Below are 16,827 nucleotides of genomic sequence, written 5' to 3'. Positions count from 1 at the left end.
TTCTGCTCCTCCTGCGTCACCACCACTTCCGCCGAGCCGAGCCGGTTGCGGCCGACCCCGGCCAGCGCCGGCGCGCGGCCGGCCATGCCGGCGGTGAACTCGCCGAGCAGCAGCGCCGGCCGGCCCGGCATCATCAGCCACAGCCGGTTGATCTCGCCCTCCGGCGGCGCCGGCGCGAAGCTGCGCACGAAGACCACGCCGCTGTCAGGGTCGAGGCGGATGGCGATGGCCGGGAGGGGTTCGCCCTGGAGCACCCCCACCCATTGGCCGTCCCGGGGCCAGAACCACTCGCGATAGGCGCTGAACGCGCCGAGGCCGACGAGAAGCGCCAGCAGCGCGAGCGTGGCCGCTCGCCATGGGAAACCGCGCCGGCGCGGCAGATGGACGGACACGCCCGGGGCCGCCTCGACGATACCGGCATCGGGGTCCGGCAGGGCGGAAACCACGCCCGACGCCACAACCGCCGCCCAGCCCGGCAGCGGCGGCGCCTCCTCGCCCTTGGCCCCGGCCGCAGGATCGGCGGAGGGCGCCTCGATGGCGACGGGCTCACCGGCGGACGGCTCGGGAGCGGAAGACCCGGCCAGCGGGCTGGCGGGAGCTGAGCCGGCGGGACCTGAGCCGGCGGGAGCTGCGGCAGGGCCTTCATCCGCGCGCGCATCCGATGACACGACCTCCGGCGCAGCCGGACTTGAGGTGGCGCCCTCAGGAGCGGAGGCTTCGGGCGCGCCCTGAGCCCCGGGCACGGCGGTGGTCGTGGCGTCCGATGCCTCCACCGGCGGCGACTCGGGCTCGAAATCTTCGAGGGATGGCCCCTCCGTCATTCCCTGCGGACTGGCCGCAAGACCGGCCAGCTCGGCCCTGGCTTCCATGGCCGGCGCAGAATCGGCTCCCGCCGGCGCTTGGACGCCAGCCGGCGCGGCAAGCTCCGGGCTCCCGGATGGGAGGGACGCGGCATCGTCCGCCGCCAGGGCGTTCGAGGCCGGGACGCTCTGGTCTTCAGGTGGCGGCGGGGTGGCCTCCCCGCCCGTGATGTCCTGGGGGCTGTCGGCGGGGGGAGGTGTGACGGGCTCAAGGAAGACGAAGGCCGGCGGCGGCGCGACGGCGGCCGGAGCGCTTGCACCAGCAAGGGCGGGCGCAGCGGAATCCGATGCCACATCAGGGGCTGGGGCGGTTTCGGGAGCATCAGGGGCAGGCGGCGCGACCGGTTCGATGAAGACGAAGACCGGCGGCGGCGCGACGGAGCTCGGTCCAGGCGCGTCCGTGACAGTCGGGGCGTCGCCGGCTTCCGCCGTCTTCTCGGGCGCATCCATGGCGAGGGGCGTGTCGGGCTCGAGAAAGATGAAGGCCGGGGGCGGCGTCAGCGGTTCCACCGGCGGACGCGGGCGCGGCGGTGCCGGCGGCACCGGCTTGAGCGGCGGCGGCAGCCGGTCGGCGCGCTCGGGCGGCGTGGCAGACGGCGGCGGCTCCGGCGGCGGCGGGGCGGGCGGCAGAAGGCCGGCGGCCACGGCATCCTGAATGGCACCGCCGAGGCTGCGCCCGCCGGGCACCCGGAGCGCGGCCGGCACCGGCTGCGCGGTCGGCACCGGCAGGGGTGGCGGCTGAGGCCGCTTCGGGCGCGGGCTCGCCTCCCCTGCCCCGCGTGCGGGAAAGGCAAAGCCGAACAGACGGCGCACCGTCGCCGCCGCCCCCCGGGGCGGCCGCCCTGGCGGACGGCCGGGCCGGACCTCCCCGGCCAGCGGGCGCGGCGCGCCCTCCATCGCAGCAGGCACCTTGCGCAGGCCCCTGGCCGGCGCAGCCGGGGCCGGCGACCTGAGGTCGGAGACGATGACGCGCCAGATGGACGGCGGCGGCGTCACCGGGACGGCGAGTTCGTGCAGCGGCGACAGGCGGCGCTCCCACAGGCGCACCAGCCCGGCGAACCCCGGATCGGCGGCGATGCGCGCGCGCACCTTCTGCCGCTCGTCCCGGTCGAGGGTGCCGAGCACATATTCGGCGGCCAGGATGCGATCGGCCTCGGTGAGTTGCGCGACGGGCGCCGGCGCGCTCATGAGCGTCGCCCCATGCACTCGCCGATCTGGATCACGCTGCGCGCCATCCAGGCCCGTATGCCCGCGACAGGGGCATCGAAATAGATGGAGAGCGCCTCGCGGTTCCAACCGTCATAGAAAGCGAGCAGCACCATGCGGCGGCGCTCCTCGGGCAGCTTGCCGAGGCAGCCCAGCAGCCGGATCAGGGCCGGGCTCCGCCGCTCGGAGGCGAGCGGGTCCTCGCCCCTCTGGCCGGCATCGAAGGGCTCGAATGCATCGCCCACCGGGCGCTTCCAGGCCATGTCCAGCGCGCAGGAACGGGCGATGGCCACCATCCAGCAGACCGGATCTTCCTGCGGGCGCAGGGTGTGGGCTTCCGCGCGGATGCGCCTGAACGCCTGCCGCAGGGCCTCGCCGGCCAGTTCCGGCCGCCGCAACAGGCGGAGCACGAGCCCGTACAGCTTCGGGCTGGTGAGACGGTAAAGCTCCTCGAAGGCGTGGAGATCGCCAGCGGCGACGCGATCGACGAGAGCATGGACCTTGCGGTGGGAGGTCACGGAACACTCGTGCTCGTTGGGGCCGCACAGAAGCTACCGGAGCGGGAGTGTCGAATGGAAGCCTCGAATGCGACGCCGCACGCGTGCCGCGCGCAAAAAGGCGCAGCACGTCGCAATACGAGCTACCGATATACCGTCCGCCCCTCCCTTCCGGCGCCGAACACCGCAAATGGCCCTCCAGCCGTCGGAATTCGTCCGTCTTTCCAGGGAGAAGGAGCAGACGTCAGTGACGGGCGGTTTCGCCCGGGCGCAACGGCGGGCGCCGGCCGGCATTCTCGACGCGTCCCGCGCGGTCCATCTCGCCTGCCGCCTCGACGAGGGCCAGGTCGGATTCCGCGTCGGCAAGCGTTGCCTTGGCCGCCTCCTGCTGCGCCTTCAGGTCCTGGGCCGACCGCTGGAGGTTGTCGCGCCGGTTGCGCGCGGCGAGCGCCAGCGGCGAATAGGCGAAGTGCCGGGGATCGGTGATGCCCGAGCGCTCCTCTTCCGCGGTGATGTCGCGGTCAAGTTCCTGCGCCATGCGCTCGAACTCGGCGATCATGGTGTCGATCTGGGCGAGGCGGCGGCGCGCATCGTCGATCTGGAATCGCTTGGCACGGATCAGGGGGTCACGCGACTTCATCGCCTCTACTCCGGTACGCACACATTGAAGCGCCCCGCACGCCCGTGTGCGCCCGGAGCTTCCGGGCCATGAGAATGTCCTGTGCTGGTTGCCCTTTCCTTACCTCGGGCTCAGCCGCCGCAGGAAAATCGCGCCGGACGGCGCTGCGGCAACCAATCGTTTACCGCCTTCATTAATGATGACGCTACGGTTCGGGTGAAGCGCCTCTGCGTGCGTCACCCGGGCACCGCCCCAGGGCTCGGGCGGAAGGGGTGGCCACGCACGTGACCGAGGGCTTGTGGAAAAGACCTTAAGTGCTTGATGAAGAGTCAGTCTTGACTCCAATGCACAAAGTTTTTTCGACGGACTCTTGTGGAACAGAATCGAGTTCTGTTAACGATTCTACACACGTAACGCGAATCACCCCGATGGCCGAGCAACAAAAGTCGGCAGCACCGACTTTTGGGTAGTTGCGAGGAAAGGGATAGCCATGCGCGTCTTGCTCATCGAGGACGACAGTGCTACGGCCCGAGGCATCGAATTGATGCTGAAGACCGAGAGCTTCAACGTCTATACGACCAACCTCGGTGAGGAGGGCGTAGATCTCGGCAAGGTCTACGAATACGACATCATCCTTCTCGACTTGAACCTGCCCGACATGTCGGGCTTTGAAGTCCTGCGCGCCCTGCGCGTGGCGAAGGTGAAGACGCCCATTCTCATTTTGTCCGGCCTTGCCAATACGGAAGACAAGGTGAAGGGCTTCGGCTTCGGCGCCGACGACTACCTCACCAAGCCGTTCCACAAGGACGAGATGGTGGCGCGCATCCACGCCATCGTGCGCCGGTCCAAGGGCCACGCGCAGTCGGTGATCCAGACCGGCGACCTCGTGGTCAACCTGGACACCAAGACCGTGGAGGTGGAGGGCAACCGGGTCCACCTCACCGGCAAAGAATATCAGATGCTGGAGCTGCTCTCGCTCCGCAAGGGCACGACCCTCACCAAGGAGATGTTCCTGAACCATCTCTATGGCGGCATGGACGAGCCCGAGCTGAAGATAATCGACGTCTTCATCTGCAAGCTGCGCAAGAAGCTGGCCAATGCGTCCGCGGGCAAGAACTATATCGAGACCGTGTGGGGCCGCGGCTATGTGCTGCGCGAGCCCATGCTGGGCGCCGAGCGCATCGCCGTCTGATCCCGCCTCCCTCGCGCCGGAACAAAGAGGCCCCGCATTGCGGGGCTTTTTATTTGGGACCCAGGCCCACGCCGCGAGCGAAAGCGAAAGACCGCGCCGCGGGCGAAAACGAAAGACCGCGCCGCGAGGGAGTGAGCGCGCGCCGTCAGCCGACGGTCGAGATGGTCACCGTGTCGCCCTCCTGGGCGAAACGGATGGCGAGGGCGCAGTCGCGGGCCAGCATGCCGGCATAGAAGGGCTGCACCGAATGGGCGTCGAGCCCGCTCTCGGGGGCAGCCCCGTCCACCAGCGCCTGAAGGCCTTCGGGGATGCGCGCCTTCTCGCCGGTGGAAGCCAGCACGAAGCCGGTGGCATCCCCCTCCCCCAGCGCCGAGATGCGGATGATGCCGCCGCGCGGAATGGTGGTGCCGGCCAGCAGCACCAGGTTGAGCAGCAGCTTGACCCGGTTCTTGGGCAGAAGCTCCCGCGGCAGCGACCATTCCACCCGGGTGCGGCCGTCCTCGATCACCGGGCGCACCACCTGCTCCGCATCGCCCAGATCCAGCCGCGCTCCGGCCGAGCCTGCCGCGCCGAAGGCGAGACGGGTGAACTGAAGCCGGGCCGAGGCCTGCCGCGCGCTCTTGGCGATCAGGTCGAGGGCCACGTCCCGCATGTCGGCAGCGTCCTCGTCCTCCAGCACCTCGATGCCGTTGACGATGGCGCCCACCGGGCTGATCACGTCGTGGCACACCCGCGAGCACAGCAGCGCGCCCAGGTCCAGGGCGGAGACCGCGACCTTCACAGTGGACCCGGCTGAGGTTGCGGGATTTACGGTGGCGGGATTTACGGTGGACATGGCGTCTCCCGGACGGTGACGGCCGGGCGGCTCAATGCGGCTCCGCCGGACCGCGCCCGAATCCATCTGGACTGAAGTCGGTCAGATACACCGCCCGCCCCGCGCGCCACAAGCTGGCCCGCCCGACGGCAGTGGGTCAGTTTGAAAATCTGCTGCTTCGACGAGGTGCACCCCGGAGCCTTCCCCCGCAAGCGGGAGAGGGAGTTGGCCGGCGCGGGGTGGAGAGCAGGAGAGAACCGACGGTTCATTTCAAAACGAGACACGGCCCGCCCGACGCGCGGCCCACGCCTGTTTTCAAGCGCAGCAGGTCCCGACTCGCGGGAAGAAAACGACTCGAAGCACCGACCGGCGCATTTTTGCGATTCAGCGCGGCGCGAAAATGCTTTAGTGACGGCGTCCCTGATCCGCAGCGAAACCAGCCGACATGACCTCGCCCGTGCCCCGCGCGCCCGCCGCCACCGATGCCGCCCTGCTGGCCGGCCTCGCCGAGGCCGCACTCCAGGCCGGCATCGTCATCCGCCGGATCGAAGCGGAAGGCATCACCCACCGGCAGAAATCCGACCTGAGCCCGGTGACGGAGGCGGACCACGCGGCCGAAATCGTCATCTGCGATGCCCTCGCCCATCTGCTGCCCGGCGTGCCGGTGGTTGCGGAGGAAGCGACGGCCCAGGGCGCCGTGGTTTCCTGCGGCAACCGCTTCGTGCTGGTCGATCCCCTCGACGGCACCCGTGAGTTCATCTCCGGCAATGGCGAGTACACGGTGAACATTGCTCTGGTCGAGGATGGCGTCCCGGTGCTGGGGGTGGTCTATGCGCCGGCCCGGGCGCTGCTGTTCGCCGGGCGCCCCGGCGCTGCATTCCGGGCCATCCGCGCGCCCGGCGCGCGCGTCGATGCGCAGGACTGGACGCCCATCGCCTGCCGGACGGTTCCGCACGGCCCCCTCATTGTCGCCGAGAGCCGCTCCCACGGCGATCCCGCCACCGACGCCCTGATCGCGCGCTACGCGGTGGCCCAGCGCATCCCGGCCGGATCGGCGCTGAAGTTCGGCCTCATTGCCGAGGGCAAGGCGGATTTCTATCCCCGCCTCGGCCCGGTGATGGAATGGGACACCGCCGCGGGCCATGCCCTGGTGGCGGCGGCGGGCGGCCGCGTCACACGGCCCGATGGCAGCCCCCTGACCTATGGGCATCGGGACCAGGGCTTCAGGGTCCGCGGCTTTGTCGCCTGGGGGGCGGGCGCCGAAGCCGCCCCGGCCGACTCCGCCTGAGGAGGTGGAAGACTTGGAGGCGGTGGAAGACCTGGAGGACCTGGAGGATGTGGGGCCGGCCCGGCCGCTTAACCTGCCGATAATCCCGCGTCTTGCATGGTGATTATCAGGCAACGCCCGGCCATCGGCGCGCGGCCGACGTCTCTGCGTCATACTGATCGCCATAATTTGAGCGATTCGAGCGGTCGCCATTGCGGCCCAACCCGACGAAGCCCCAGTTGACGCACTTGCCGTCATCGAAGCCCAATGCGAGATCCCCCATGCGCTTCTCTTCGAGCTTCCTTAAGACCGCCCGAGCTTTGCCGGGGACCCTGCGACGCCAGATCGCGGGCCAGATCGGCGGTCTCGTCCTGGTCGTTGCGGCGGCGGTTGCCGCGGTGCCCGCCAGCGCCCAGGGTCAGGGGCCGACGCCGCAGGCCTATTCGACCAACGAACTGGTCAGCAAGGGCCACTCCTTCTTCGGCAGCGTCTCGCGCGGGCTCGCCCTCAGCATCGAGAAGGCGGTGAGCCAGTGGGGTCAGCCCAACGGCTACATTCTCGGCCAGGAGGGCGCGGGCGCCTTCGTGGGCGGCCTGCGCTACGGCGAGGGCGTGCTCTATACCCGCAATGCCGGCGACCTGAAGGTCTACTGGCAGGGGCCGTCCGTGGGCTGGGATTTCGGCGGCGACGGCGCCCGGACCATGATCCTCGTCTACAACCTGCGCAGCGTGGACGACATCTTCCGGCGCTTCGGCGGCATTTCCGGATCGGCCTATCTGGTGGCCGGGTTCGGCATGACAGCGCTGGGCGCCGACGGCATCGTGGTGGTTCCGATCCGTTCCGGCGTCGGCGTGCGCCTTGGTGCCAATCTCGGCTACCTCAAGTTCACGCCCAACGCGACCTGGAACCCCTTCTGACGGCTTCCGGCGCGCCGGCCTGGCCCGGTGGCGGGAGCATCGGCCTTTTGACGCGCCGGTCGCAAAACCGGCGCGTCGCCGCTGGTACGTCGTGGCGTGCCGTGGCATGAATGAGGACGAGGTCTCGGATGGCGCGCGGCGGATACCTCCTGCCGCCGCGTGCCGGGACGGAACGGCAGACGAGACGTGTGACGGCCCATCCCGCTCGCCCCGGCGACAGGGAGCCGCCGGGCCGCCTCAAGGGGAAGGGCGAGTGCGCGCGTGATCGAGCAGATCATGTATTTCACGTTGGGCGTGCTGATCGCGACGCTCGTGGCTCTGCTCGTGCTGCCGGCGGTGTGGCACCGGGCCGTCCGGCTGACCACCAAGCGGGTCGAGGCGGCCGTGCCCATCTCCATCTTCGAGGTGCAGGCCGACAAGGACCAGCAGCGCGCCTTCTTCGCGCTCAACCAGCGCCGGCTCGAACTGCAGACCGATGCCATGCGCGAAACCATCACCGCGCACGCCTCCACCATCGAGACTCAGCGCCAGCACATCTTCGAGCTTGAAGGCGCGATAAAGGCCCTCAAGGCCGAAAACGCTCTCTTCACCGCCACCGGCGCCGAGCGCGACGTGATCCTGGGCGAGACCCAGGACCAGCTGGCCGACCGCACCGCCGCCGTGGCCCGGCTGGAGGACGAACTCGCCGCCCGCACCGCCGCGCTGGAGCAGGAGGCGGCGGACCTGCGCGAGCGCCTCGCCGAGACCACCCGCCGGCTGGACGAGACCGTCGCCGCGCTCGAAGCCGAACACGCCATGGCGAGCGAGGCCCGGAAGGTCGCGGCAGAGGCGGCGACCCGCCTCTCCACGGACCTCGCGGAGACGCAGGCGGCTCTCGCCCTCAAGACCACGGAAAGCGACGAACGGCGCGAGGCTATCGGAGCCCTCGAGGCCGAGCGGGACCGGCTGAGCGGACTGCTTGCCACCACCGAGCGCGACCTCGACGCCAACCGGGCCGTTATCCACGCCTTCGAGCAGCGCCGCGCCAACGAGTTCGCATCCGCCGAGGCGGAGAACCGCCGCCTCGCCGACACCCTTCACATGCTCAAGGCCGACCATGCGCTGATGGAAGAGGCCATGAAGCGCGCGCGACGCGAGGACGGGGCCGAAGCCGCGACCCAATCCGCTCCCGACCAATCCGCTCCCGAGGTCGCGACCGGGGGCCTCGATGCCCTGCGCGGCGGCGTGGCCGAGGTGGCGGCGAAGCTTGCCGCCCTCAGCGCGCGACTGGAAGGCCCCGGCTCTCCCGTGCGCCAGCTGGTGGCCGATGGGGCAACCGGCGAACTCGCCGCGCGCATCCGCGCCTTGCTGGAGCAGGACGGGGACGGCGCGCGCGATGCGCAATCCGATGCTGCGGACCAGCCAGCGGCGGAACCCTCCGCCACGCCCCAACGCGCCACATCCAAGCGCGGCCGCGCCGCGGCCGGCTGATTCCAGAGCGCTCCCGCGCCGCCCTTGCCGCTGTCAGCGAGATGCCATTTCCAGTTCGGAGAGGCGGGCGCGGATATCCCGCGACAATTCGGGGAAGCGCGCCGGAACGACGAAGTCGGCATCGCGGTAGGGCGGGCCCTTGCGTCCGCCGGTGAAGACGCGGCTTCCCTCCTCGGTCATGATCACGTCGCCGCGCCGCAGCGTCGGGTCGCGCATCACATCGATCCGGTTGAGCCCGCCGATGCGGCTCCCCCCGGTGCAGGTGCAGCCTTCCACCAGGCGCTGGCGATAGACGAAGGCATTGGGCAGCTCCGAATAGCCCTTGCCATCGCGCGCCACGGCAGCATCAATGCCCCGCGCGCTGTCGGAGGAGGTGTAGACCGCCATTTTCGCGGCCGGGCAGAAGGCATTGCACTGGGCGATCGCGCCCTCGTCGGCGGATCGGCCCTGAAGCGGGAAATAGCGCCCGTCGCAGGTCCGCACGCAATAGGCGATGCCGGAACCCGAGGAGGCGGAGGAGCTTCTCTCCCCGCGCACGCGGGGATTGATGACGATGCGCGGACGTTCGGGCTCCCGGTACGGATGCGCCTGCAGGCCGCCGAAGAGCAGGGAGAACAAGTTCCCTGGCGAAGAGCCGTGCCGGCTCTGGCCACTTGGCGGGCTACCTGCGAGGAACCCGCTGCGCACGCCCTGGGCGTGGACGGCGCTATTGCCGAAAGCCACTGCCAGAAAAAGCGCGCACGTCCAGATGATGGCACGGTATGCCACCGGCGGCCCGGTCAAGGCCTTGCTGCTGCCCCATCGTCCCAAGCCGACCTCCTGCGCTCGCCGCCCCGCGCCACGCGTGCGTCGTCGCCCCCCACGGGCCATCGAACACATTCCCACGCCCCGGTTCGGGGGCACAGGTCAAGGATCCAAGCTGAAGGAAGCACGCCGGGCAACAGCGTCAGGCAAACGCGGAAACCGTCTGCAACGGCCGCGGCACGACCGTGGGATGTTCCTGCGGATGGGTCAGGAACGCCAACGTCGGCGTCGCCACAAGAACAGCGGCGAACAACATGGCCACAAGCGAAATCAGAACCGAACCATGAGCCAAGCCAGGCATGGCAGGACTCCCCTTTTCCCCAGATTTCTCGGCCTTCGGTCCGCCGCGCCGTCGCCGAGCCTTAATATAACGTTAAATGCTTGCCTGTTGTTCGGGAGCCACAGTTCACGTTCTCGCGAGCATGGTTGCAATGCCGCAAATCTGCACGCTGATACCGCCCGGAAACTACCGGCACACCTGCTGCCAGTGGAACTGCCCCTGAGGGCCGATTCGGCGGGTCCAGAAGCAGTTCGGGCGCGGCGGCGGACCCCAGCTCTGGGCATAGATGGGCACGCGAACGTTCGAGCGCGGACGCCAGACGCACCGGCCATAGGTGCACACCCAGCGCACCTGCTGGGGCGCAACATCGAGGCGTTCGGTGACCGGCGCGACTCCCGGGGTCAGGAGCGAGGCCGCAGACGCCCCTCCCGCCGAGAGAAGGACCGCGCTCGCGCCGAGCGACAGCGCGACCAGCATGCTCTTCATGGATCACCTCTTCACAGACCGAGGCCGCGACACGCGACACCAGCGCGCGAGAGACCAGGCAGCGGGGACGCCACGGGGCGCCGCCCAAAATCCCTCTATTGCCGCCAGCCCAAAAAGCAAGGGCGGCGGCTCCCGCCGCGATGACGCGCGCAGGTCCACGCTGCGCTGCGTCAACGAAGGCGCCTTGCGCGCACCGGCCCGTCACCGTGATATGGCCGCATGATAGACAAGCTCGAATATCTGATCGCCCTTGCCCGGGAACGCCATTTCGGCCGCGCCGGAGAAGCCTGCGGGGTGACGCAGCCAACCCTCTCCGCCGGGATCAAGCAGCTGGAGGACACGCTGGGCGTGCTGCTGGTGCAGCGCGGCTCGCGTTTCATGGGCTTCACGCCCGAGGGCGAGCGCACGCTCGAATGGGCGCGGCGCATCGTGGCCGATTCGCGCGCCATGCGGCAGGACATCGACGCGCTGAAGCGCGGCCTTGCCGGCCCCCTGCGCATCGCCGCCATCCCCACCGCCTTGCCCATGGTGGCGGCGCTGACCACGCCGTTCCGTGCCCGCCACCCGGACGTGCGCTTCACGGTGATCTCGCGCACCTCCATCGAGATCCTGAACCATCTCGAAAACCTCGAGATCGACGCCGGCCTGACCTATCTCGACAACGAGCCGCTGGGGCGGGTGAACACGGTGCCGCTCTATCGCGAGCGCTACCGCCTCGTCACCTCGCCCCAGTCGCGCTACGGCGAGCGCGACGCGGTGACCTGGGCGGAGGTGGCCGAGCTCCAGCTCGCCTTGCTCACCCCCGACATGCAGAACCGGCGCATCGTCGACAGCCTCCTGGCCGCCGCGGGCGCGAGCCACAAGCCGACACTCGAATCCAATTCCATGATCGTGCTGTTCACCCATGTGCGCACCGGCCTATGGGCGAGCGTGATGCCGGCCATGCTGGCGGATTCGCTGGGGCTCACCTCGGTGGTGCGCTCGATCCCCATCGTGGAGCCGGACATCTCCCACTCCATCGGCCTCGTGGTGCCCCATCGCGAGCCCACCACACCCATCACCGCCGCCCTGGTGGCGGAAGCGCGGCGCATCGCGCCCAAGCTGGAGCAGAGCGGCATCGCCGATCCGGCCATTGCTGCAATGCAATAAATGTCCAGTCCGAAAGCTGAGCCGGATAGGGCTCGAACATAGAAAAACACGATCAATATACCAAGAACCATCCCAGACTGGCGCGATTGACGCAGCGTCGCACCAGTCTTTCAGGTGAGGGCAGCGCTCGGTGACCTCCTCTTTGATAGAAATGTTCTATTGCAACATCCCACAGCTCGCTTGATCGGAGGGCCGGCTGTGACACACTTTCCCGCAAGCAAGACGAAGCGGCGGCAATGCGCCCTCACGGCTTTTGGGAAAGCGAGACGTCCATGGCGGTCTATGAGGATTGGAGCACCGAGCGCGCAGCGCAGGTGATCTCGGAGAACCGGCATCTCGAAGGGGCCACCATGCCCATCCTGCACGCCCTGCAGGAGACGTTCGGCTTCGTGCCGGACCCGGCGGTGCCCATGATCGCCGAAAGCCTCAACCTCTCGCGCGCCGAGGTCTACGGCGTCCTCACCTTCTATCACGACTTCCGGCGCGAGGCGCCCGGACGCCACGTGGTGAAGATGTGCGCCGCCGAGGCCTGCCAATCCATGGGCGGCAAGGCGCTCGCCCACTATGCCGAGGAGAAGCTCGGCGTGGACATGGGCGCGACCTCTCCCGACGGAAGGGTGACGCTGGAGCCCATCTACTGCCTCGGCCTGTGCGCCTGCGCCCCGTCCGCTTTGGTGGACGGCCAGCTGGTGGGCCGCCTCGACCGCGATGCCATCGACGAGATCGCCGCCTCGATCGCCAACGGCAAGAGCTTCGGAGAGGCCTGATGAAGTCCCCCCGCATCTTCGTCCCGAACGACGCCACCGCGGTGGCCTGCGGCGCCGACCGCGTCGCCCGCAAGCTGGAAGCCGGGCTCGCAGCCCGCGGCGTCACCGCCGACATCACCCGCAACGGCTCGCGCGGCCTGTTCTGGCTGGAGCCCCTCATCGAAGTGGAAACCGAGCGCGGCCGCGTCGGCTACGGCCCGGTGAAGCCCTCGGATATCGAGGACCTGCTCCATGCGGGCATCCTCCATGGCGCCGACCACCCGCTGTGCGTGGGCGTGGTGGATGAGATCCCGTATCTCAAGAAGCAGACGCGCCTCACCTTCGCCCGCATCGGCATCATCAATCCGCTCTCGCTCACCGACTACAAGGCCCATGGCGGCTATCGCGGGCTGGAGCGCGCCATCACCCTGGGCCCGTCGGCCACCGTGGAAGAGGTGGTGGAAAGCGGCCTGCGCGGGCGCGGCGGCGCGGGCTTTCCCACCGGCATCAAGTGGCGCACGGTGGCGGCCGCCCCGGCGGACCAGCGCTACATCGTCTGCAATGCGGACGAGGGCGATAGCGGCACCTTCGCTGACCGCCTGATCATGGAGGCCGACCCCTTCTGCCTCATCGAAGGCATGACCATTGCCGGCCTCGCGGTGGGTGCCACCAAAGGCTACGTCTACTGCCGCTCCGAATATCCCCTCGCCTTCGTGGTGATGGAAAAGGCCATCGAGAAGGCGCGGGACGCCGGCCTGCTGGGGAACAACATCCTCGGCTCGGGCCTCGCCTTCGACATGGAAATGCGCATGGGCGCGGGCGCCTATGTGTGCGGCGAGGAAACCGCCTTGCTGGAAAGCCTGGAGGGCAAGCGCGGCCTGGTGCGCGCCAAGCCGCCGCTGCCGGCCCACAAGGGCCTGTTCCAGAAGCCCACCGTCATCAACAACCTGGTGTCGCTCGCCACCGTGCCGGTGATCCTGGACAAGGGCGGCAAGTATTACCGCGATTTCGGCATGGGGCGCTCGCGCGGCACCATGCCCATCCAGATCGCCGGCAACGTCAAGTATGGCGGCCTGTTCGAGACCGCCTTCGGCATCCCGCTGGGCGAACTGGTCTATGACATCGGCGGCGGCACGGCATCCGGCCGGCCGGTGAAGGCGGTGCAGGCCGGCGGGCCGCTGGGCGCCTATCTGCCCACCCACCAGTTCGACACCCCGTTCGACTACGAGGCGTTCACCGCCAAGGACGCGCTGATCGGCCATGGCGGCCTGGTGGTGTTCGACGACACCGCGGACATGGCCGACATGGCCCGCTTCGCCATGGAATTCTGCGCCCATGAGAGCTGCGGCAAGTGCACGCCCTGCCGCATCGGCTCCACCCGGGGCGTCGAGACCCTCGACAAGGTGATGGCCGGCGAGAAGCGCGAGCAGAACCTCGCTTTGCTCACCGACCTTTGCCACACCATGAAGCTCGGTTCCCTGTGCGCCCTGGGCGGCTTCACGCCCTACCCGGTCATGAGCGCGCTCAACCATTTCCCGGAAGACTTCGGCGCCGCGCCGAAGCTGCCGGCCGCCGCAGAATAATTGGAGGAACACCATATGTCCCTCGTCCACGAAATCGACTACGGCACGCCGGCTTCCAAGTCGCAGAAGCTCGTCACCCTCACCATCGACGGCATGAGCGTCACGGTGCCGGAGGGCACCTCCATCATGCGCGCGGCCATGGAACTGGGGAACCAGATCCCCAAGCTCTGCGCCACCGACATGCTGGAGAGCTTCGGCTCCTGCCGGCTCTGCCTGATCGAGATCGAAGGCCGCAACGGCACCCCCGCCTCCTGCACCACGCCGGTTCAGGAAGGCATCGTGGTGAAGACCCAGACCGAGCGGCTGAAGCAGATCCGCAAGGGGGTGATGGAGCTCTACATCTCCGACCACCCGCTCGACTGCCTCACCTGCTCCGCCAACGGCGACTGCGAATTGCAGGACATGGCCGGCGTCGTGGGCCTGCGCGACGTGCGCTACGGCTACGAGGGCGAGAACCACACCAGGCTCGGCAAGGACGAGTCCAACCCATATTTCACCTACGAGCAGTCGAAGTGCATCGTCTGCAACAGGTGCGTGCGGGCGTGCGAGGAAGTGCAGGGCACGTTTGCGCTCACCATCTCCGGCCGCGGCTTCGACTCGCGGGTGTCGCCGGGCATGGACGAGCCCTTCCTCACCTCGGAATGCGTCTCCTGCGGCGCCTGCGTGCAGGCCTGCCCCACCGCGACGCTGAACGAGAAGGCCATGTACGACATCGGCACCCCCGAGCATTCGGTGGTGACCACCTGCGCCTATTGCGGCGTGGGCTGCACCTTCAAGGCCGAGATGCGCGGCGACGAGCTGGTGCGCATGGTGCCCTACAAGGATGGCAAGGCGAACCGCGGCCATTCCTGCGTCAAGGGCCGCTTCGCCTATGGTTACGCCACCCACCAGGACCGCATCCTCAAGCCCATGATCCGCTCCTCCATCCACGAGCCGTGGACGGAAGTGACCTATGAGGAGGCCATTGCCTACGCCGCCTCCGAGTTCAAGCGGATCCAGGAGAAGTACGGCAAGCGCGCGGTGGGCGGCATCACCTCTTCGCGCTGCACCAACGAGGAGACCTACCTCGTCCAGAAGCTGATCCGCGGCGGCTTCGGCAACAACAACGTGGACACCTGCGCCCGCGTCTGCCACTCGCCCACCGGCTATGGCCTCAGCCAGACCTACGGCACTTCCGCCGGCACGCAGGATTTCGACAGCGTCGAGGAGACGGATGTCGTCCTCATCATCGGCGCCAATCCCACCGACGGCCACCCGGTGTTCGGCTCCCGCCTCAAGAAGCGGCTGCGCGAAGGCGCCAAGCTGATCGTGGTGGACCCGCGCCGCACCGACATCGTGCGCTCGCCCCACGTGGAGGCGTCGTACCACCTGCCGCTCAAGCCTGGCACCAATGTCGCCATCGTCACGGCGCTGGCCCATGTGATCGTCACCGAGGGGCTGGTGGATGAAAAGTTCGTGCGCGAGCGCTGCGACTGGGACGAGTTCCAGGACTGGGCCGCCTTCGTCGCCGACGAGCGCCATTCGCCGGAAGCAGTGGAGAAGTATACCGGCGTCGATCCCGCTTTGGTGCGCGGCGCGGCCCGGCTCTACGCCACCGGCGGCAATGGGTCGATCTATTACGGCCTCGGCGTCACCGAGCATTCGCAGGGCTCCACCACGGTGATGGCCATCGCCAACCTCGCCATGGCCACCGGCAACGTGGGCCGCAACGGCGTGGGCGTGAACCCGCTGCGCGGCCAGAACAACGTGCAGGGTTCGTGCGACATGGGCTCGTTCCCCCACGAGCTGCCGGGCTACCGCCACATCTCGGACGACGCTACCCGCGCCACCTTCGAGTCGCTGTGGGGCGTGCCGCTGGACGACGAGCCGGGCCTGCGCATCCCCAACATGTTCGACGCGGCCGTGGACGGCACGTTCAAGGGCCTCTACGTGCAGGGCGAGGACATCCTCCAGTCCGACCCCGACACCAAGCACGTCTCGGCGGGCCTTGCCGGGCTCGAATGCCTCATCGTGCAGGACCTGTTCCTGAACGAGACGGCCAATTACGCCCACGTCTTCCTGCCCGGCTGCTCCTTCCTGGAGAAGGATGGCACCTTCACCAATGCCGAGCGCCGCATCCAGCGCATCCGCAAGGTGATGGCGCCGAAGAACGGCTATGCGGACTGGGAGGTCACCCAGCTCTTCGCCAACGCGCTGGGCTTCCCCATGACCTACACCCACCCCTCGCAGATCATGGACGAGATCGCGGCGCTCACCCCCACCTTCGCGGGCGTGAACTATGCCAAGCTCGACGAACTGGGCTCGGTGCAGTGGCCGTGCAACGACGAGGCGCCGGAAGGCACGCCCATCATGCACATTGGCGGCTTCGTGCGCGGCAAGGGCAAGTTCGTCCTCACCGAATACGTGCCCACCGACGAGAAGACCGGGCCGCGCTTCCCGCTGCTGCTCACGACCGGCCGTATCCTCAGCCAGTACAATGTGGGTGCCCAGACACGGCGCACCGCGAACGTGGCCTGGCATCCGGAGGACGTGCTGGAAATCCACGCCCACGACGCCGAGAACCGCGGCATCCGGGATGGGGATTTCGTGAAGCTGGACAGCCGTGCGGGCTCCACCTCGCTGCGCGCGGTGATCTCGGACCGGGTGGCGCCGGGGGTGGTCTACACCACCTTCCACCATCCGGTGACGCAGGCCAACGTGGTGACCACCGACTATTCCGACTGGGCCACCAACTGCCCGGAATACAAGGTGACCGCCGTGCAGGTCTCGCCCTCCAACGGCCCGACCCAGTGGCAGGAGGACTACGAGACCCTCTCGCGCACCTCCCGCCGCATCGCCGCCGAAGCGGCGGGAGGTGCGCGAGAGGGTCTCTGGCTCTTATACACATCTCCGAGCCCACGAGACTGCAGCTAACCTCGTATGCCGGCTTCTGCCTGA

The 16,827-nt window shown here is 68.7% G+C and carries 15 protein-coding genes and 1 pseudogene; 8 read left to right on the top strand and 8 right to left on the bottom strand.

The features are described from left to right. The 3 genes and pseudogenes from K9U40_RS17670 to K9U40_RS17660 all read right to left on the bottom strand — a co-directional run. Positions 1–2,048: pseudogene (locus tag K9U40_RS17670) on the bottom strand (hypothetical protein); the annotation flags it as partial. Then, positions 2,045–2,584: an RNA polymerase subunit sigma-70 gene (locus K9U40_RS17665; protein ID WP_282891452.1), complete on the bottom strand. Its 540-nt coding sequence runs from the start codon at positions 2,582–2,584 to the stop codon at positions 2,045–2,047. The gene K9U40_RS17665 and the pseudogene K9U40_RS17670, both read right to left, overlap by 4 nt. Before the next feature lie 223 nt (positions 2,585–2,807). Continuing rightward, positions 2,808–3,203, bottom strand: a complete 396-nt coding sequence (locus K9U40_RS17660; protein WP_282891451.1) for a flagellar export protein FliJ — start codon at positions 3,201–3,203, stop codon at positions 2,808–2,810. Between the two features lie 469 nt (positions 3,204–3,672). Between K9U40_RS17660 and ctrA the strand changes: the two genes are divergently transcribed. Continuing rightward, positions 3,673–4,374, top strand: a complete 702-nt coding sequence (ctrA, locus tag K9U40_RS17655; RefSeq protein WP_282891450.1) for a response regulator transcription factor CtrA — start codon at positions 3,673–3,675, stop codon at positions 4,372–4,374. A 145-nt stretch (positions 4,375–4,519) separates the two neighbouring features. Here ctrA and chpT read toward each other — a convergent pair whose 3' ends face one another. After that, complete coding sequence (gene chpT, locus K9U40_RS17650; protein ID WP_282891449.1) at positions 4,520–5,209, bottom strand: histidine phosphotransferase ChpT; 690 nt, start codon at positions 5,207–5,209, stop codon at positions 4,520–4,522. Positions 5,210–5,633: 424 nt separating this feature from the next. Between chpT and cysQ the strand changes: the two genes are divergently transcribed. Further along, positions 5,634–6,476: a 3'(2'),5'-bisphosphate nucleotidase CysQ gene (gene cysQ / locus K9U40_RS17645; RefSeq protein WP_282891448.1), complete on the top strand. Its 843-nt coding sequence runs from the start codon at positions 5,634–5,636 to the stop codon at positions 6,474–6,476. A 106-nt stretch (positions 6,477–6,582) separates the two neighbouring features. On the opposite strand, the gene K9U40_RS17640 is transcribed toward cysQ, so the two are convergent. Beyond that, positions 6,583–6,738 carry a hypothetical protein gene (locus K9U40_RS17640; RefSeq protein ID WP_282891447.1) on the bottom strand — a complete coding sequence of 52 codons (156 nt, stop codon included), beginning with the start codon at positions 6,736–6,738 and terminating at the stop codon, positions 6,583–6,585. On the opposite strand from K9U40_RS17640, the gene K9U40_RS17635 reads away from it, so the two are divergent. Then, positions 6,737–7,372 carry a DUF1134 domain-containing protein gene (locus K9U40_RS17635; protein WP_282891446.1) on the top strand — a complete coding sequence of 212 codons (636 nt, stop codon included), beginning with the start codon at positions 6,737–6,739 and terminating at the stop codon, positions 7,370–7,372. The genes K9U40_RS17640 and K9U40_RS17635 overlap by 2 nt on opposite strands. 261 nt (positions 7,373–7,633) lie before the next feature. Then, entirely contained in the window at positions 7,634–8,842 is a 1,209-nt protein-coding gene (locus tag K9U40_RS17630) for a hypothetical protein (RefSeq protein ID WP_282891445.1), read from the top strand. A gap of 33 nt (positions 8,843–8,875) precedes the next feature. On the opposite strand, the gene K9U40_RS17625 is transcribed toward K9U40_RS17630, so the two are convergent. From K9U40_RS17625 to K9U40_RS17615, 3 genes are all read right to left on the bottom strand, one after another. Continuing rightward, positions 8,876–9,460 (bottom strand): DUF2865 domain-containing protein, encoded by a 585-nt coding sequence (locus K9U40_RS17625; RefSeq protein ID WP_282891444.1) that lies wholly within the window; start codon positions 9,458–9,460, stop codon positions 8,876–8,878. 328 nt (positions 9,461–9,788) lie between these two features. Beyond that, the gene (locus K9U40_RS17620) at positions 9,789–9,947 is read right to left on the bottom strand and encodes a hypothetical protein (protein WP_282891443.1); all 159 of its coding nucleotides are present in this window, start codon (positions 9,945–9,947) and stop codon (positions 9,789–9,791) included. Between the two features lie 165 nt (positions 9,948–10,112). Then, positions 10,113–10,412, bottom strand: a complete 300-nt coding sequence (locus K9U40_RS17615) for a hypothetical protein (RefSeq protein ID WP_282891442.1) — start codon at positions 10,410–10,412, stop codon at positions 10,113–10,115. Positions 10,413–10,631: 219 nt separating this feature from the next. Here K9U40_RS17615 and K9U40_RS17610 point away from each other — a divergent pair, with 219 nt between their 5' ends. From K9U40_RS17610 to fdhF, 4 genes are all read left to right on the top strand, one after another. Then, entirely contained in the window at positions 10,632–11,561 is a 930-nt protein-coding gene (locus tag K9U40_RS17610; protein ID WP_282891441.1) for a LysR family transcriptional regulator, read from the top strand. A 272-nt stretch (positions 11,562–11,833) separates the two neighbouring features. Continuing rightward, positions 11,834–12,328, top strand: coding sequence for a formate dehydrogenase subunit gamma (locus K9U40_RS17605; protein ID WP_282891440.1), 495 nt, complete (start codon positions 11,834–11,836; stop codon positions 12,326–12,328). Next, on the top strand, positions 12,328–13,890 hold the full coding sequence (locus K9U40_RS17600) for a formate dehydrogenase beta subunit (protein ID WP_282891439.1): 1,563 nt from the start codon (positions 12,328–12,330) through the stop codon (positions 13,888–13,890). Before K9U40_RS17605 ends, K9U40_RS17600 begins: the two co-directional genes overlap by 1 nt. A gap of 15 nt (positions 13,891–13,905) precedes the next feature. Next, complete coding sequence (gene fdhF / locus K9U40_RS17595) at positions 13,906–16,803, top strand: formate dehydrogenase subunit alpha (protein WP_282891438.1); 2,898 nt, start codon at positions 13,906–13,908, stop codon at positions 16,801–16,803. Positions 16,804–16,827: the final 24 nt, after the last annotated feature.

The sequence above is a fragment of the Xanthobacter autotrophicus genome, from assembly GCF_030015065.1.
GTDB classification, from domain to species: Bacteria; Pseudomonadota; Alphaproteobacteria; order Rhizobiales; family Xanthobacteraceae; genus Xanthobacter; species Xanthobacter autotrophicus_D.
This window is presented reverse-complemented; position numbering and strand designations above follow the sequence as displayed.

Coding starts and splice junctions, on each gene's coding strand:
- K9U40_RS17660 (WP_282891451.1), bottom strand. CDS start 3,203: ATGAAGTCGCGTGACCCCCTGATCCGTGCCAAGCGATTCCAGATCGAC.
- ctrA (WP_282891450.1), top strand. CDS start 3,673: ATGCGCGTCTTGCTCATCGAGGACGACAGTGCTACGGCCCGAGGCATC.
- chpT (WP_282891449.1), bottom strand. CDS start 5,209: ATGTCCACCGTAAATCCCGCCACCGTAAATCCCGCAACCTCAGCCGGG.
- cysQ (WP_282891448.1), top strand. CDS start 5,634: ATGACCTCGCCCGTGCCCCGCGCGCCCGCCGCCACCGATGCCGCCCTG.
- K9U40_RS17635 (WP_282891446.1), top strand. CDS start 6,737: ATGCGCTTCTCTTCGAGCTTCCTTAAGACCGCCCGAGCTTTGCCGGGG.
- K9U40_RS17640 (WP_282891447.1), bottom strand. CDS start 6,738: ATGGGGGATCTCGCATTGGGCTTCGATGACGGCAAGTGCGTCAACTGG.
- K9U40_RS17620 (WP_282891443.1), bottom strand. CDS start 9,947: ATGCCTGGCTTGGCTCATGGTTCGGTTCTGATTTCGCTTGTGGCCATG.
- K9U40_RS17615 (WP_282891442.1), bottom strand. CDS start 10,412: ATGAAGAGCATGCTGGTCGCGCTGTCGCTCGGCGCGAGCGCGGTCCTT.
- K9U40_RS17610 (WP_282891441.1), top strand. CDS start 10,632: ATGATAGACAAGCTCGAATATCTGATCGCCCTTGCCCGGGAACGCCAT.
- K9U40_RS17605 (WP_282891440.1), top strand. CDS start 11,834: ATGGCGGTCTATGAGGATTGGAGCACCGAGCGCGCAGCGCAGGTGATC.
- K9U40_RS17600 (WP_282891439.1), top strand. CDS start 12,328: ATGAAGTCCCCCCGCATCTTCGTCCCGAACGACGCCACCGCGGTGGCC.
- fdhF (WP_282891438.1), top strand. CDS start 13,906: ATGTCCCTCGTCCACGAAATCGACTACGGCACGCCGGCTTCCAAGTCG.